The organism is Murinocardiopsis flavida, from assembly GCF_003014485.1.
Lineage (GTDB): Bacteria > Actinomycetota > Actinomycetes > Streptosporangiales > Streptosporangiaceae > Murinocardiopsis > Murinocardiopsis flavida.
In genome coordinates this window covers 1-14,724 of record NZ_PYGA01000016.1, presented here as the reverse complement: position 1 = coordinate 14,724, position 14,724 = coordinate 1, and the positions used below count along the sequence as shown (strand labels likewise).

Annotated in this window: 18 protein-coding genes; 9 read left to right on the top strand and 9 right to left on the bottom strand. The window is 69.6% G+C overall.

Translation table 11 applies throughout. The annotated features are described in order from the left end of the window. Positions 1-8 precede the first annotated feature (8 nt). Together CLV63_RS21005 and CLV63_RS21000 are read right to left on the bottom strand one after the other, a co-directional pair. On the bottom strand, positions 9-431 hold the full coding sequence (locus CLV63_RS21005) for a hypothetical protein (RefSeq protein ID WP_106584891.1): 423 nt from the start codon (positions 429-431) through the stop codon (positions 9-11). Between the two features lie 241 nt (positions 432-672). Beyond that, a complete protein-coding gene (locus CLV63_RS21000) occupies positions 673-1,413 on the bottom strand; it encodes a class I SAM-dependent DNA methyltransferase (protein ID WP_170134289.1) in 741 nt (246 codons plus the stop codon). A 185-nt stretch (positions 1,414-1,598) separates the two neighbouring features. Here CLV63_RS21000 and CLV63_RS20995 point away from each other — a divergent pair, with 185 nt between their 5' ends. Beyond that, the gene (locus CLV63_RS20995) at positions 1,599-1,784 is read left to right on the top strand and encodes an ArsR/SmtB family transcription factor (protein ID WP_106584889.1); all 186 of its coding nucleotides are present in this window, start codon (positions 1,599-1,601) and stop codon (positions 1,782-1,784) included. Between the two features lie 1,005 nt (positions 1,785-2,789). Further along, positions 2,790-3,071 (top strand): MerR family transcriptional regulator, encoded by a 282-nt coding sequence (locus tag CLV63_RS20990; protein WP_106585061.1) that lies wholly within the window; start codon positions 2,790-2,792, stop codon positions 3,069-3,071. A 332-nt stretch (positions 3,072-3,403) separates the two neighbouring features. On the opposite strand, the gene CLV63_RS20985 is transcribed toward CLV63_RS20990, so the two are convergent. Both CLV63_RS20985 and CLV63_RS20980 read right to left on the bottom strand, forming a co-directional pair. Then, positions 3,404-3,619, bottom strand: coding sequence for an EF-hand domain-containing protein (locus CLV63_RS20985; protein ID WP_106584888.1), 216 nt, complete (start codon positions 3,617-3,619; stop codon positions 3,404-3,406). A gap of 199 nt (positions 3,620-3,818) precedes the next feature. Next, positions 3,819-4,421, bottom strand: coding sequence for a TetR/AcrR family transcriptional regulator (locus tag CLV63_RS20980; protein WP_106585060.1), 603 nt, complete (start codon positions 4,419-4,421; stop codon positions 3,819-3,821). Between the two features lie 125 nt (positions 4,422-4,546). Between CLV63_RS20980 and CLV63_RS20975 the strand changes: the two genes are divergently transcribed. Further along, positions 4,547-5,776 (top strand): DUF418 domain-containing protein, encoded by a 1,230-nt coding sequence (locus CLV63_RS20975; RefSeq protein WP_106584887.1) that lies wholly within the window; start codon positions 4,547-4,549, stop codon positions 5,774-5,776. 244 nt (positions 5,777-6,020) lie between these two features. Here CLV63_RS20975 and CLV63_RS20970 read toward each other — a convergent pair whose 3' ends face one another. Further along, a complete protein-coding gene (locus CLV63_RS20970; RefSeq protein WP_106584886.1) occupies positions 6,021-6,713 on the bottom strand; it encodes a TetR/AcrR family transcriptional regulator in 693 nt (230 codons plus the stop codon). Between the two features lie 101 nt (positions 6,714-6,814). Here CLV63_RS20970 and CLV63_RS20965 point away from each other — a divergent pair, with 101 nt between their 5' ends. The 3 genes from CLV63_RS20965 (at position 6,815) to CLV63_RS20955 (ending at position 9,288) form a co-directional block, all read left to right on the top strand. Next, entirely contained in the window at positions 6,815-7,753 is a 939-nt protein-coding gene (locus CLV63_RS20965) for an NADP-dependent oxidoreductase (protein WP_106584885.1), read from the top strand. Between the two features lie 41 nt (positions 7,754-7,794). After that, positions 7,795-8,475 carry an SDR family NAD(P)-dependent oxidoreductase gene (locus CLV63_RS20960; protein ID WP_106584884.1) on the top strand — a complete coding sequence of 227 codons (681 nt, stop codon included), beginning with the start codon at positions 7,795-7,797 and terminating at the stop codon, positions 8,473-8,475. 171 nt (positions 8,476-8,646) lie between these two features. Continuing rightward, a complete protein-coding gene (locus CLV63_RS20955; protein WP_106584883.1) occupies positions 8,647-9,288 on the top strand; it encodes a VOC family protein in 642 nt (213 codons plus the stop codon). Positions 9,289-9,479: 191 nt separating this feature from the next. Here CLV63_RS20955 and CLV63_RS20950 read toward each other — a convergent pair whose 3' ends face one another. The 4 genes from CLV63_RS20950 to CLV63_RS20935 form a co-directional block, all read right to left on the bottom strand. Then, on the bottom strand, positions 9,480-10,262 hold the full coding sequence (locus CLV63_RS20950) for an SDR family NAD(P)-dependent oxidoreductase (RefSeq protein WP_106584882.1): 783 nt from the start codon (positions 10,260-10,262) through the stop codon (positions 9,480-9,482). Positions 10,263-10,589: 327 nt separating this feature from the next. Beyond that, positions 10,590-11,558: a family 43 glycosylhydrolase gene (locus tag CLV63_RS20945; protein WP_211301403.1), complete on the bottom strand. Its 969-nt coding sequence runs from the start codon at positions 11,556-11,558 to the stop codon at positions 10,590-10,592. 330 nt (positions 11,559-11,888) lie between these two features. Beyond that, complete coding sequence (locus tag CLV63_RS20940) at positions 11,889-12,071, bottom strand: DUF397 domain-containing protein (RefSeq protein ID WP_106584881.1); 183 nt, start codon at positions 12,069-12,071, stop codon at positions 11,889-11,891. Continuing rightward, entirely contained in the window at positions 12,058-12,873 is an 816-nt protein-coding gene (locus CLV63_RS20935) for a helix-turn-helix domain-containing protein (protein WP_106584880.1), read from the bottom strand. Before CLV63_RS20935 ends, CLV63_RS20940 begins: the two co-directional genes overlap by 14 nt. 374 nt (positions 12,874-13,247) lie before the next feature. On the opposite strand from CLV63_RS20935, the gene CLV63_RS20925 reads away from it, so the two are divergent. The 3 genes from CLV63_RS20925 to CLV63_RS20915 form a co-directional block, all read left to right on the top strand. After that, complete coding sequence (locus tag CLV63_RS20925) at positions 13,248-13,568, top strand: hypothetical protein (RefSeq protein WP_146165626.1); 321 nt, start codon at positions 13,248-13,250, stop codon at positions 13,566-13,568. 11 nt (positions 13,569-13,579) lie between these two features. Next, on the top strand, positions 13,580-13,813 hold the full coding sequence (locus CLV63_RS20920) for a hypothetical protein (RefSeq protein WP_106584877.1): 234 nt from the start codon (positions 13,580-13,582) through the stop codon (positions 13,811-13,813). Positions 13,814-14,017: 204 nt separating this feature from the next. Next, the coding region (locus tag CLV63_RS20915) for an RNA polymerase sigma factor (RefSeq protein ID WP_106584876.1) at positions 14,018-14,724 on the top strand (707 nt) is incomplete at its 3' end.

Below are 14,724 nucleotides of genomic sequence, written 5' to 3'. Positions count from 1 at the left end.
CGGCGTGCTCAGCGGCGGACGGCCGTGCTGCGCCGCAGGAGCACCGCCTCCTCGACGGCCAGGGCGGCGACCGCCGCGGCCTGCACGAGGACGAACGATATCCCCCAGGCAGTGGGGGCGAAGAGTCCGGCGGGCACCACCAGTGCCGCGCTCGCCAGCACCCACGCGGCGTTGACGGCGACGATGGCCCGCACCGCGGCCGCGCTCAGCGTCGCCCGCCCGGCGGTGAACCACAGCAGCGCACCGAAGACCAGCAGGAACGCACCGGCCGGCCACAGCAGCGCCGTGGGCAGGCCGAGGACCGGGGATAGGAGGGCGCCACCGGCGGCGAGGAGCACCCCGGACGCCAGGCAGGCCGCCGCGTCGACGCGGAGGACCAGGCGCAACGGGGCGTCGGCGGTGCGGGCGGCGGAGGGCTGGTAGGTCGTCATGGGAATCCTCCCGGGTACGGAGCGTCGATCGGGTACGGGTCCGATGCTCGCGTGCGGGAGGTCATGGAGTCGATTACCTGCCGGGTAATGACCGCTCGATGGCTGTTCAGGGGGCGAGGAGGGGCACCACCGGACGGAACGGCGGGGCCGGCCGCGGGTCCGCACGGCCCCGGCTGCCCCACTCGGGGGTGCCGCCGGGACCGTCCCGCATGGCCGAGGCGGCGGGACGGCTCGGTCCGGCTCAGGCCGGCTTGCGCCAGACGGAGACGTGCTGGGTGGACTCGTCGGTGAACGGCGCCCCGTCCCAGTCGGCGACGCGCCGCTCCAGCTCCAGTCCTGCGATCCGCGCCATCAGGTCGAGTTCGGCCGGCCAGGCGTAGCGGTGCCGGGAGCTGCCGCGCCGGTACCGGCCGTCGTCGCCGTCGCGGGTGAAGTGGTGGGAGACGAGGATCTGCTCGGCCAGGTCGAAGGTGTCGAATCCGAGGTGCTGTGCGGAGACGTCGAAGGGCACGGCGGTCTGGCCGGGCGGCAGGAACCGGAGCGGCGGCACGCCCAGCTCGATGACGAACCGGCCGCCGGGCGCCAGGTGGCGTGCGGCGTTGCGGAAGCACTCGACCTGCTCGTCCTGGGTGAGGAGGTTCGAGATGGTGTTGTAGACGAGGTAGACCAGGGTGAATTCACCGGGGACGGTGGTGGTGGCCATGTCGCCGATGGTGACCGGGAGCCGGTCGGCCCCGATCTTGCGCCGCAGCACCGACGCCATGGGCTCCGACAGTTCGATGCCTTCGACCGGCACGCCGCGTTCGCGCAGCGGGACGCCCACGCGCCCGGTTCCGATGGCGAACTCCAGCGCCCTACCGGTCCCGGCGAGGTCGGCGAGGAAGGCGAGGGTGGGTTCGAGGAAGGCGGCCGAGGATCTGTCGGTCTCCTCGTCGTCGTAGCGGTCGGCGGTCGCGCGGGTCCAGAGTTCGCTGCTTGTCACAGACGGACACTCTGCCGAACGCGCGGAACGGCGTCCACGCATTTTCCGGCGCCCCGGGGCTCCGTGAGTGGACTCCGCGAACCGTCCTGAACCGCTGATCGGCCGTCGACCGGTCAGGCCGCGCTGTAGCCGCCGTCAATGGGCAGGACCACGCCGGTGACGTAACGGGCGCCTCCCCGTCGACGATGACCACGCATTGGCGGATCCTGCGTGAGAGCGGCGTGGTCTGCCAGCGCGTCGACGGCCGACGGCACTACATGTCGCTGCGCCGCGCCGACCTCGACGCTTTCTGCCCCGGCCTGCTCGACGCCGTGCTCACGGCCATCGGACCCACCGCGGCCCCACCGGACCCCCCTGGCGAGCGGCCGTAGCCACGGCGCAGGCGGGACCGCCTCCCGTGTTCGGAGCGTCGATCAGCTACGTGCCGGTACTCGTCCGCAGGAGGTCATGGCTGCGCCACACTGCCGCGACCCCCTCACCCGCCGGTCACCGTTGGCCGTGCCCGGAGGCGGGTGCTGCTCGGACGGCGTCCAGGGCGGAGCGGATTCATGGGCGCGTGACACACGAAAAACTGTTGTCGTCGGAGTAGACATGCGCCGAAGTGGATGCTAATTTTCTTGTCGTGGCCGAGAGAACAGGTCACGGAAGGCCGCCGGTAAGTAGTGGCGGAGCAGGTCGGCCCGACCGGCGCGCACGTGCAACAAGGCGCCGGGGGCCGGTAGTACAGCAGTACGCAGTTGATGCAGGACCGCAGGAGGCTTCCCGCCGTCACGGGGGGAGTAGCAGTAGAAGCAGTACGTATGAGGGCGTCCCGGCGTCGGATCAGGTTGTGTGAACGCGTCCGGAGGCCGCCTGGCAGGACCCCGCAGGTGGAATGAGGAAGTGCAAGCGTAGGACCGGTGTCCCGCCGTCACGGGGGAGGCCGCAGCAGGAAAGCAGGTCGGCCCGACCGGCGCGCACGTGCAACAAGGCGCCGGGGGCCGGTAGTAGCACAGGATCGAGTAGTTGCAGTAGCAGGACCGCAGTAGCAGGACAGCAGTAGTACATGCAGTTGTAGGTAGTGAGGACGAGAGGAGTAGATGCCATCAGGATCGCCCGGGCGAGGAACGTTGCCGCTCGGGTACCGCAGGACCCTGGCTCGGAAAGAAGGTGGTCCCCGGTCACACAACCGCGATCCCCGCATTCCCGTCGCAGTAGGTTCTCGGGAATCGGCAGACCGGCCTCCAGGCCGGTAGGTAGATGGTGTTGAACTCTCGGGCCCCGGCGCCGCAATGGCGCCGGGGCCCTCGACGTGCTCCCGGAGATGATGACGAGGTGCTGTGACGGGTTCCGATGCCGCAGGGCGGCTGGACGACGACGATTTTCCCGCGTACACCATGGGCCGGGCGGCGGAGCTGATCGGCACCACGCCGGCGTTCCTGCGGGCGCTGGGCGAGGCCCGGCTGATCGAACCGCTGCGCTCGGTGGGCGGGCACCGGCGCTACTCCCGGTACCAGTTGCGTATCGCCGCCCGGGCCCGGGACCTGGTCGATGAGGGCATGGCGATCGAGGCGGCCTGCAAGATCGTGATCTTGCAGGACCAGCTGGCGGAGGCCCAGCGGATCAACGAGGAGATGCGCGGCACCGCCTCGCAGGAATCAGACCTTCCTCCGGGCTGAATCAGGCTCCGATGCAAGAACCTCTCGCCGTGCTCGATGCAGGGCCGTGGCGTCCCCGCGCGAAAGGCTCCCTTCGCGGGATCCGGTGCGGGAGCGGGCACGCATCCGGTCGCCCGGCCGCGTCGTGCTGGGCGACCGGGCGACCCTGAGCTGCCCCTGCGTGTGAGGGGCCGGAGGGCTCCAACGCGGTGTTCCCGATCGGGGAGTCCGGGGTCTTCGGGCCCCGGTGCCGTGCTGCCTGGTGGCCGGGAACTGGCGGGACCGGCGCGGGCTCCTTGGGGTCCGCGCCGTCGCGGTGGCGGCGCGGCGGGTTCGGGGCCGCGCCGGTGCGCTTAGGAGTTCTCGCGCATGAACCAGGCGAACTCCTCCAGGGAGATACGGCCGTCGCCGTCGGAGTCGGCGGCGCTGACGGCCTCGTCGGCGCGCTCGGCGGAGATTTCGTTGCCGAGTGCGCTCATGAGTTCGCGCAGCTCCGCGGCCGAGATGCGGCCGTCGTCATCGGAGTCCACCAGGTCGAAGGTGGCAGCGTAGTCGTTGACATCAGCCAAGGTGTCGCGCCTTTCATGATCGAGGGGTCGGCGCCGCAATGCGGCGCTAGGTACCGTACCGCGCGCCCGTCCAGAGACAGGGACCCGGCGTCCGGGCGGCCTCTCGCGGGGAGGGCGGCAGACGACCGGACGACGACCCCTCGCCATGGCACGCCGCGGGCCGACCGCTCGGTGGGCCGCGCGGCCTGCGTCCCCGGGATCAGCCGCCCAGGATGGCGTCGACGGCGGCGAACAGGGCCGCGTTCTCGGAGACGAGGACCGATTCCGCGCTCGGCAGCGCCCTTTCCAGAGTGAGGCCGTTGACGACGGTGAGCAGGAACTTCGCGCGTTGGGCGTTGTCGCCGTGGGGGAGTGCCCCCTCGTCGGCGAGGACGGCCAGCCAATGCTCGACGCGGTGCTGCATCGTCCGCTCCAGGGCGAGGTACCCCTGCCGCGTTTCCTCGGTCGGCTCGGTGGCGATCAGCGTCTCGTAGGTCTGGCGCAGGGCCGCTCTCGCCTGCCGTCCGGTCCCGGTGGGCGCGAGTATCTGCCGGAGGCAGCCGACCAGCCGGTCCCGTGCGGGCGTGTCGGTGTCGTGGATGGGGTCGTCCGGGGCGACCAGGTCGTAGATGCCCGCGAGCACCGCGTCCTCCAGAACGCGCTGTGTCGGGAAGTGGTGCCGGAGCGATCCCGTACTCACCCCCGCTCTGGCGGCGACGGACCGCACGCTCAGTCGCGCGGCCGGATTCTCGCCGAGCATCGTCGCGGCCGCCACGAGGATCCTGTGCCGGGAACCCGGCTTTGAACTGGCTGATTCAGTCATGTGCGCCTCCATCCCCCACCTTACTAGTACACCGTAATAGCACACCGTGTTAGTCTCTTACTGTTACTAGCACAGTGTGTTGGTAGTGGTCGTGCAGGCACCTGAACCCCCACCGAGAGGACGACATGACCACCCGAAACCCCGATCGCGCGCCGCCCCGGCCGGGCGGCGGCCCGGTGCGCTCGACTCCGCTGTCGGACCGGTCCCTGGCACCCGACCTGGCGCGGGGCGTGATGCTGCTGCTGATCGCCCTGGCGCACACCCCGTTCTTCCTGTACGCCGCGCACGTGGGCTCGGTGGGGATGCACCCGGTGGAAGGGGGCGTGGCCGACCGGGTCGCCCAGGCGTTCACGCTGATCGTGGTGGATGCCCGGGTCTACTCGATGTTCGGGTTCCTCTTCGCCTACGGCATCGGGCAGATGTACGCGCGGCAGACGGCCAAGGGAGCCACCGCCGTCCAGGTGCGGCGGCTGCTGCGCCGGCGCCACCTGTGGATGATCGTGTTCGGGGCGGTGCACGCGCTGCTGCTGTGGCAGGGCGACATCATCGGCCTGTACGGGCTGATGGGTCTGATCATGGTGCCGCCGTTCTTCGGCCGTTCGGACCGGACGCTGAAGGTCTGGATCGGGGTCCTGCTGGGTTTGGCCGCGCTCGTCGCCCTGGCGAACGCGCTGGCCGCCGCGGATGTCGGCGCTACGTTGGCGGCCGACACGCAGCGGGCGAGCATCGCGGAACCGTCCTATGCGGCCTCGGCGGCGGCGCGGTTCCCGGCGTGGCTGATGGTGTTCAGCGGGCTCGCGCAGCTGGCGCTGCCTGCGGTGTTCCTGATGGGGGTGCTCGCGGCGCGGCACCGGCTGCTGGACGAGCCGGGCCGGCACCTGGTGCTGCTGCGGCGGCTCGCGTTCTGGGGGATCGCCGCGGGGTGGACCACCGGTGCGGTTCTGGCCCTCCAGCACACCACGTCCGTCGAGGTCGGCCCGGTGCCGGTGCTCACGGGGGTGCACTTCTTCGCCGGGACCTTCACCGGGGTCGGGTACGCGGCGCTGTTCGGGCTGCTCGCGCACTGGCTGAGCGGACGCGCGGCGGCCGCGGCGCGGCCGGTGCGGTGGCTGGGGGCGCTGGGGCGGCGGTCGATGAGCGGGTACATGGCGCAGTCGCTGGTGTGGGGGCCGGTCCTGGCGGCCTGGGGGCTGGGGTTGGGCGCGCACCTGTCGAGCTGGTCGGCGTCGGCGGTGGCGGTGGCCACCTGGGCGATGACGGTGGCCGGCGCGGCGGCGCTGGAACGGGCAGGACTGCGGGGCCCGGCGGAGGTGCTGCTGCGGAAGCTGACCTACCGCGCGGCGCGGTCCGCCTGAGCAGGGGAGGTGCGGCCACCGGGCACGTTCGGACGGGTGGGGGTCGAGGATTACTACAGGACCTGGCGGTAGGCCCTCACCGGTCGGTCCCGAAGCGGGGCGGCCGAGTCCCAGGTCGGTGGCGGCCGGCCGGTGAACGTGGTGAGTTCGCCCGCCAAGTCCTGGGGGAGGTCGAGGGTGCGGCGGGGCCGCCCGGTCCGTGTTTTTCCGGAAGTACTTCTCCGGATCGGGTGTTCGGAACCGCTCACGGCCGTGTGGGGCCGGTGCGGCCCAGGAGGATCATGGCGCGGTACAGGACCGTGGGCGCAGGGGCCTGGGGCAGCGGGGGAAGCGGGGCGTGGGGGGTGGCGTAGGCGCGCAGCATCTGCGCGACCAGGCGCCGCCAGGTGTCGGGGGCGGCGTCGCCGGTGGCGTTGACCACACCCGCGTTGGCCATGAGCAGGATGACCACGTCCTGGTGGGTGAAGTCCTCGCGCAGGCGCCCGCTGCCCTTGGCGCCCTCGATGAGGGTTAGGAGGCCGTCGTATGCCTGGGCGCGGCGTGCCTCCAGGGCCTTGGCGGCGGGGAAGGTCATGGTCAGCACGTCGGCGAAGCCGCGGTCGGCGGCCTGCATGGCACAGATGTCGTGGATGTAGCGGGTGAAGCCGTGCCAGGGGTCGGGTTCGGCCAGGGCGGTGGTGACGGCGGCGGCGTAGGCGTCCATGCGGTCGGCGAAGACCGCGTTGATGAGCTCCTCCCGGGTGGCGAAGCGGCGCGACAGCGTGGCCTTGCCGACCCCGGCCTCGCGGGCGACGGCGGCCATGGGCACGCCGAGGCCGGCGGTGGCGTAGAGGCGGCGGGCGGCGGCCAGGATGCGGTCGCGGTTGCGTGCGGCGTCCGCGCGCAGGTCCGCGTCCGGCGTCTGGTCCGAGTTTTCTCCGGAGTCCGGGGAGGTCATGCCTCCACTGTACCCAAGTGGAACAGGCGGGCCACTTATGTTGTTACCCTGGCCGACGGTGGAATCGGGAAGGCCGTTCCACTTAATCGGAAGGTGTTGTCATGCGTGCTCTGGCACTGAGCGAGGTCCCCTCGGCCCCGGCCGTGACCGATGTGGAGACCCCCCGGCCGCAGGCCGGTGAGCTGCTGGTGAAGGTGGCCGCTTCGTCGGTGAACGGCTTTGACGCGGCCACGGCGGCCGGCTACCTGGACGGGATGATGGAGCACCGGTTCCCGCTGGTGGTCGGCAAGGACTTCGCGGGCACCGTGGAGGCGCTCGGTGAGGGTGCGGAGGGCTTCGCGGTCGGTGACGCGGTCTTCGGTGTGGTGATGAAGCCGTTCCTGGGCACTGGATCACTGGCCCAGTACGTCACCGTGGCCGCCGGCTACGGGGTCGCACGCATCCCCGAGGGCTTGGCGGTGCGGGACACCGGTGCTCTGGGGCTGGCCGGGACCGCCGCGCTCGACAGCGTGAACGCCGTGTCCCCGGCCGAGGGCGAGACGGTACTGATCTCTGGTGCCACCGGCGGTGTGGGAGCCCTGGCCGTGCAGCTCGCCGCGGCCCGGGGCGCCCGGGTGATCGCCACCGCACGCCCCGGCGCCGAGGCCGAATTCGTCACCGGCCTGACCGACGCCGAGATCCACCTCGTCGACTACACCGGCGCCGTGGAGGACCAGGTCCGGGCCTTGGCCCCCGAGGGGGTGCACGCGGTACTGCACCTGGCGGGCGATGGGACGGCCCTGGCCGCCCTGCTGCGCTCCGGCGGGCGGATCGCCTCCACCCTCGGCCTGACCGCCGAAGCCCTCGACGGCGCCGACGTCACCGTCCACCCGATCATGGCCGACGCCAACGCCCAGACTCTGGCCGCGCTGGCCGCGCAGGCCGCCTCGGGCGCGCTTACCGTCCCGGTCACCGCGACGTTCCCGCTGGAGCAGGCGCCGCAGGCGTTCGACGCCTTCGGTGCCGGGGCCCTGGGCAAGATCGCCGTCGACTGCTCCTGACCTGCCCGTATCCGACCAACCGCCACGGAGGAGATCCGATCATGCCCACCATCGCCATCGTCGGCGCAGGCCCCGGCATGGGCCTGGCCATCGCCCGCACCTTCGGCCGCAACGGCTTCGACGTCGCCCTCATCGCCCGCACCCAGGAGAAGCTGGACACTCTGGCCGGGCGACTCGGGGACGAGGGCATCACCGCCGAGGCATTCACCGCCGACATCATGGACCGGCCCTCCCTGAACGCCGCCTTGGAGGCGGCCAAGGAGCGCTTCGGCGGCATCGATGTGCTGGAGTACTCACCCGCCCCGCACTCCCCGGTGCCCGGCTTCACCATGGCTGCTCCTTCGGAGGCCACGGTGGAGAACCTGCAACCGCAGATCGAGTACACGCTCTACGGGGCGGTCGCCGCCGCCCGTGCGGTGCTGCCCGCGATGCGCGCGGCCGGGGCGGGAACGCTGCTGTTCACCACCGGAGGCGGTTCGGTGGACCCGGTCCCCATGATGGGCAACGTCAACGCCGCGGGCGGGGCCCTGCGCAACTGGGTGCTCAACCTGGGCAAGGAGCTGGCGGGAAGCGGGGTGCACGCCGCGCACGTGGCGATCAACGTCTGGATCGGCGAGGGCGGGCCCGAGGGCATCCCCACCGCCACTCCCGAGCAGATCGCACCCCTGTATTGGGAGCTGCACCGGGAGCGCGGCCGCTCCGAGGCCGTCTTCAACGCCTGACACCCGGTCCGGTGAGGGGCCCGGCCTCTCACCGGGGACCCTCCATCTCCTATGTGAGGAAGTCCTGCTGCTGGCCGCGTTCGTGGCCTGGGGCCGCTTCGGCCCCTACGCCCTGTGAACCTGCCCGTCCCTCCCCGCCCGAACCACCGCAACGCAGATCGGAGCACCACCGTGTCCGAGCCCACCCGCTTCAACACCGAGGTCGCCGTCCACCCCCGGTTGCAGCACATCGGCATGACCACCGGCAACCTCGAACCCCTGCTGGCCTGGTACGAGACCGTGCTGGGTATGCGCCCCATGCACACCTCGGAGGACCCCACCGGGATGCGGAGCCAGGGCCTGGAGGTCAAGGCCGTCTGGCTGAGCAACGACGAGCAGAACCACCGCATGGCCGTCATCGAGATCCCCGGGCTGACCCTGGACACCCAGCGCGCCGGCCACCACCGGCTCCAGCATCTGGCCTTCGAGTACAGCACCCTGGACGAACTGCTGGGCACCTACGTGCGGCTCAAGCGCGAGGACATCCTGCCCGTTCTGGCCGTGGACGAGGGGTTGCAGACCGCGTTCTACTACGCCGACCCCGACCAGAACATCATCGAGATCAATATCAACAACTACAACGACCCCTTCACCGCCATCGAGCACATGCGCAGCTCCACCGACTTCGCCCGCAAACCACTCGGCGTCGATGTCGATCCCGAACTGCTGGTCGCCGCGCGCGAGGCCGGAGCGTCCGCTTGGCAGGTGCACAAGCGCGCCTGGGACCACGAGTTCGCTCCCGCCCAGCCCTGGGACCCCACCGTCCTGCTCTGAAACCACCGCCTCCGGGCCGGCAGGGATGCTCCCTGCCGGGCCCGCACACCCGGCGGCCGCCCCGGTTACAGCCCAGGCCGTCCGCGACGCTCGACCGCGCGGGGCGCTGAGATTGATCCACTACCTCCAAGACGGAAGGTGCTCGACCGTGGAGCGAACCTCCTCACCGCTGGTGCAGGCAATCGACACGGTCACAGAGCGTGCCCTCCGGCGACCTGTAGGACCTGTCCGGTGACCCACCGTGCTTGATGGGAGGCCAGATACACCACCGCGTCAGCGATGTCCTCCGGCTCACCGACCCTGCCCATCGGCACGATCTCCTCCACCTGAGCCAGGAGGTCTTCGTCTATCCAGCCGGTCTGGACGGGGCCCGGGGCGACGGCGTTCACGCGTATGCCGCGCGCCGCCAGGTCCAGGGCGGTGGACCTGGTGAGCGCTTCCAGCGCCCCCTTGGATGTTCCGTAGCCGGTCTGGCCGGGGAAGGCCCGTGCGGCGTCGGTGGTGATGTTGATGATGCACAACGGGTCGTCTCCACGGTGTAGCCGTACCGCCTCGGCGGTGAGGAGCGCGGGAGCGATGGCGTTGACCTGGTAGTGACGGTTCAACGACGCGTGGGTCAGGGTGTCGATGGTGTCCGGTGTCTCGCAGTGGGCGGCGTTGTTGACCAGGACGTTGATCGCGCCGACCCGGGCTGCGACGTCACGCACCAGTCGGGATGCCGCCTCCGGTTCGGAAAGGTCGGCGCTGACGGCGAAGGAGCCGTCGCCGAGTTCCCGCGCGAGCTTGTCTCCCTCCTCTGCGGCGGGAGTGATATGCGCCCATTCGGCGTTCGTTGCAGCAGGGAGATCCTGAGCGAGGTAATGGATCGCAACACATGCCCCCTGGGCTGCGAATGCCCGGCTGATCGCCGCGCCGACGTTGCCGGAACCACCAGTTACCAGGACATTCTGGCCATCAAGGCGAGTATCGATCACCGTGCCTCCTCGGTAGTGGTTATGTCATCCGAATGCGTGGACGACGACTATGAACACTCGTCCTGCGGGCGGAGGCCCACGGGCAAGAGGAGGAGACGCACACCACGGACGAGACGACAAAGACCGCGCGCGAGAAATGCGGAGGCAGAAAACAAACAAAAGCGCCCTGATCCGAGACAGGATTCACCCCACGGGGCTGCACGCCGCGCACGTGGGGACCGACACTCTCAGGAACGCATGCGGGCATGATACACAAGCCGCCCCTGCGCGACCGATACCGCCGGTGGTCGCGATGCTCCCGCCGGCGGTCCGGGACAGTGGGCCGGCTCAGCGGGGGCTCGCCGCAAGGACGCCCGCCTGAAGCCCCTCGGTCGTCATGCGCACACGGTTCATCCGGGCGTCCTCGTCGTAGCCGAGCCGGTCGACGCAGACCGACCGCCGGTGGCTGCCGCCGCCCGGCAGGACGCCGTTGTGGTAGAAGAAGTACCACTCCCCGGCGAACTCGACGATCGCCGGGCGGTTGGTCGCGCAGTTGCCGGGGACCTCGTTCACGAGCCCCTCGAAGGTCCACGGCCCGTCGAGGCTGCGGCTCCTCGCGTAGGCGACCCGCTGCGGGTATCCGAACCCGTAGGAGAGGTAGAACCACCCGTCCCGTTCGTGGACGTGTGCGCCCTCCTTGAACCCGGGGAGGTCGATCTCCGTGATCGGCCCGGCGAGCGCGGTCATCGAGTCGTCGAGCCGCGCCGAGAAGCACCGTTCCTTGCCCCAGAACAGGTGGGCCTGCCCGTCGTGGACGATGGCGGACGGGTCGATCGTGTGGTCGTCACCTGTGTCGAACGGCAGGTCGTTGGTCACCAGCGCGGCGCCGAGCGCATCGCGGAACGGCCCGGTGGGGCTGTCGGCGACGGCCACGCCGATGGCGCCGCCGTCGATGGTCCCGTGGTTGACCGCGGCGTACCAGAAGAACTTCCCGTCGCGCTCGACCACCGCGGGGGCCTTCGCCCCGTCCCGCGCCCACGCGAACCGGCCGACGTGCAGCAGGGGACCGTGCGGCCGCCAGGTGAGCAGGTCGGTCGATGAGAAGCAGAGCCAGTCGCGCATGACGTAGTCCTCGACACCGGGCGGCGCCTCGTCGTGACCCGTGTAGAGGTAAGCGGTGCCCTCGTGGACGAGCACGGCGGGGTCTGACGTGTAGGTGTCGGTGACGATGGGGTTGCCGGCCCGCACGAGGCCGCCGAGATCGGCGCCGAAGCCGTCGGGAGCGCTCGGGACGGTCGAATGCTCGTTCGTGCTCACTGCGGATTCCTCCTCCTCGGCTTCGTCGGCGTCGCGGCCGCCAATGCCGAACGACAGGTGAAAAACGTCGTCACACCCATGACGATATTAGAGAGGAAGTAAGGATCGCAAACACGGTTAGGCGATTACACTCGTGTCCATGGGTTCACGCGGGTTGAGCCCGGCCGCCGCGCATGAGGACGCCGCCACCGGGCGGCTGCCCGGCAAGACCGTCCTGCTCGCTCGCTGATCACACGCAACCGGGCAGCCAGTAGCGGCAGAGTCGGCAGAGATGCGTCAGCCCCGGACGCGCGGTGCGCGTCCGGGGCCGGGGGAGTGGCGTTGCGGGACCTACGGGGTGGTGGTGCGGACCTGGTGCAGGAACGCCGCCCACTCGCCGGGGTGGAAACTGAGGTGTCCGGCCTGCCTGTTCTGGGTGTCGCGAACGTCGGCCGTAGAGGGACCCTCTCGGACCTCGACGCACTCGTTGTTGCCCCCGGAGTAGGACGACTTGTGCCAGTCATTCGTGTTCATGATCCAACTTTCTCAGTTCGTCGCGGATCTCACAAAGCGTGACTTCCGGTGTGAACGCGGCACTTTGGAGCGCAGTGAACCAGAGTCGGTACCGATCGACGTCGGCCGCAGCAGTGATGATCTGGCCCTCGTGCGCGCTCTCCACGTAGACGACGTCCGGACTTCCGTAGGTGGCGACCACTCGGAATGGGCCACTTGTCCCTGGGTGACGATGCGCGTCCGCCGGGATCATCTGGACCATGAGCCGACCACGTTCGATCAAACCCGCCACGTACGACAGTTGCTCCCGGACAGTATCGGATGACCCGTATCGACGCGCTAGCACGGTCTGGTCGACGATAAGCCAGAGTTGTGGAGAAATGGCCTTCGCCATATCGCGAGCCCGGCTGACTCTAACCTTGACACGTTCCGTTACCTCCGCCGGAGTGAGCCACGGAACTCCGTGTCGCACAAGCGCCCGCGAGTACGCCTCTGTCTGGAGGTACGCGGGGAACACCAAGGTCTGATACTCGAAGATGACGCTGGCCTCGTGAGTCAGCGTTGTGATCTCATCCAGCCACGCCTGCCGCCCTGTTCCGGTCAACTCATCCCAAAGACGGACGAAATAGTCGTCCGTCTCCAACGCCTTGTCGAGTTCGGGGAGCAACGACAATGCCGGGTCGCGTCGTCCGCGTTCAAGGTTGGACACGTGCGATGGGCTGACGCCCAGGGCGCGCGCGAGAGCAGCTTGTAACATTCCTGCTCGTTTGCGTGCTCTGGACAATTCACGCCCGAACCGGCCTGCAACTCTGCTGTCTGCCATGACAGCATTCCACCACGGAAGATATTCAGAATCTATAGCTGATTTTCAGGTGTGCACAGAACATTTCAGCTACTGCGCACATGAAGTCTGGCCTTACGCATGCACCTCTTCGATGCGCACGATAGATCTATGAACGAGTCCGAACCTATAGAGGCGGCCGTCCGTCGAGTCGAGACCGATACCCCCGGTTGGCGTTGCGTCTGGCTCCCACGCCATCAGCATTTCTTGGCCTACATGGACGTTGGAATGCCTAACGGAGAGCGCCCTCCGGCCGTCGTCGCTCAGACAGTTACCGGCTTGCTCGGTGAGATCGGCACGCATGCGGAGTTGCGGCGGCTGGTGCGGGAGTACTTGAAGCTCCAGGGGGCGGCGTGATGTCCGTCGTGATCCCCAAGCGGGTTCCGGATGCGCGGCATCCGTTCCCTGATCTGCGGGCGGCCTTCGGCCAGGGCGGATGGTCGTTCTTCCGCACCAGGGACGCACGCGACGGCATCACCGCGCACGCGGTGTTCTGCGCATCGCTGCCCGTGCCGTGCGTCAAAGCCCACGGCTTCACTGAACACCTCTGGGGACCGCCCGATGAGATGCGGGCCCGAATGCCCATTGCCGCCCTGGTGTTGCAGCACCACTCCCGCGCGTGCCCACCGTGCGCACACGCGCTGAGTACGGCATCCCGCCATTCCGTCCAGCAGTGAAAGGAACCGCTGTGGACGACCTTGAGCGAATCACCCCGCAATCACCGGAAGACCAGGCCGACATCCTCTTCGACCTCGTCTCGGATGCACTCCGCGAGCACCGCGAGAGCCGGGCGACAAAAGCCGACCTCAGGGCCGCGCTGATTCGCGCTGACGACACCTTCCAAAAGCTTCATGACTGGATCACAGAGGGCAAGCCCCTGCCGGATCCGTGGCGGCGCAAGTTCACGCCCGTTGAGAAATAGCGCCATTGCATACCGGGTGTTCATAGTGCGCCCATTAACGACCGAATCCGGGCAACTCCCAACAAAGCGCCATCGGCTGCCGAGAATCCAATCCCGCGTCGCGCCCCCGAAGGCGTCTCCCGCTCCCGTTGGGCCCACCGCACCCCTCCCCGCGAGGCCCTGGGGGCGGGAGACCCCGCCCCGAACCCCCGCCGAGGAACAACCATGCCTCAAACCGCCCTGGACGCCCCACAGTCCGACCCCTCTGCGTGCGCCGAGGACCAGCCGCTGCGGCACGGCTTCACCGCCCGCGCCCTCGCCCGCCTGGCCAACTACGCCGCCACCCAGTACCGCTACCCCACCCCGGTGCCCTGGGATGAGCGCCGCGACGTCGCGTGGTCGGCGATGGCCGAGCACCTTTATACGTCGGCCGAACCCCCGGCCTACTGGGATCTGATCCGGGCCGGGTGGAACGTCATCACCGTCCATACCCGCAAGCACCGCTCCACCCACGGCCAGACCCCCCACGGGTCCGCACCCCAGTTCCACCGCTATTGGAAGCTGGCCGCCGCCCCCACTCACAGCCCCGAGGAACGCGTGGTCGAGCGCCTGGCCCTGGACCAGATCTGGGCCGCCCTGACCCCCCGCAACCAGGAACTCATCCGCGCCCTCTACGACCACGGCGACTACACCGCGGCGGCGGAATCCCTCGGCCTGCCGGTGTCCAGCTTCTACTCGCTGATCTCGCGGGCACGGCGCGCCTTCACCGCGCTGTGGCTGGAAGGCGAAACCCCCACGAGGGCGTGGGGCAACGACGTCCGCACCGGGCGCGACCGGCCCAAGCACGTCACCACCACCGCCCGCCAACGCACCCGCAAACGCACCCACCGCGATCAGGGATCCGACAGCGGGACCCCCGCCACCCCGAACCC

Excerpts from the sequence above, each read along its gene's own strand:
- CLV63_RS21005 (WP_106584891.1), bottom strand. The coding sequence starts at position 431 with ATGACGACCTACCAGCCCTCCGCCGCCCGCACCGCCGACGCCCCGTTG.
- CLV63_RS20995 (WP_106584889.1), top strand. The coding sequence starts at position 1,599 with ATGACCACGCATTGGCGGATCCTGCGTGAGAGCGGCGTGGTCTGCCAG.
- CLV63_RS20990 (WP_106585061.1), top strand. The coding sequence starts at position 2,790 with ATGGGCCGGGCGGCGGAGCTGATCGGCACCACGCCGGCGTTCCTGCGG.
- CLV63_RS20980 (WP_106585060.1), bottom strand. The coding sequence starts at position 4,421 with ATGACTGAATCAGCCAGTTCAAAGCCGGGTTCCCGGCACAGGATCCTC.
- CLV63_RS20975 (WP_106584887.1), top strand. The coding sequence starts at position 4,547 with ATGACCACCCGAAACCCCGATCGCGCGCCGCCCCGGCCGGGCGGCGGC.
- CLV63_RS20970 (WP_106584886.1), bottom strand. The coding sequence starts at position 6,713 with ATGACCTCCCCGGACTCCGGAGAAAACTCGGACCAGACGCCGGACGCG.
- CLV63_RS20965 (WP_106584885.1), top strand. The coding sequence starts at position 6,815 with ATGCGTGCTCTGGCACTGAGCGAGGTCCCCTCGGCCCCGGCCGTGACC.
- CLV63_RS20960 (WP_106584884.1), top strand. The coding sequence starts at position 7,795 with ATGCCCACCATCGCCATCGTCGGCGCAGGCCCCGGCATGGGCCTGGCC.
- CLV63_RS20940 (WP_106584881.1), bottom strand. The coding sequence starts at position 12,071 with ATGAACACGAATGACTGGCACAAGTCGTCCTACTCCGGGGGCAACAAC.
- CLV63_RS20935 (WP_106584880.1), bottom strand. The coding sequence starts at position 12,873 with ATGGCAGACAGCAGAGTTGCAGGCCGGTTCGGGCGTGAATTGTCCAGA.
- CLV63_RS20925 (WP_146165626.1), top strand. The coding sequence starts at position 13,248 with ATGTCCGTCGTGATCCCCAAGCGGGTTCCGGATGCGCGGCATCCGTTC.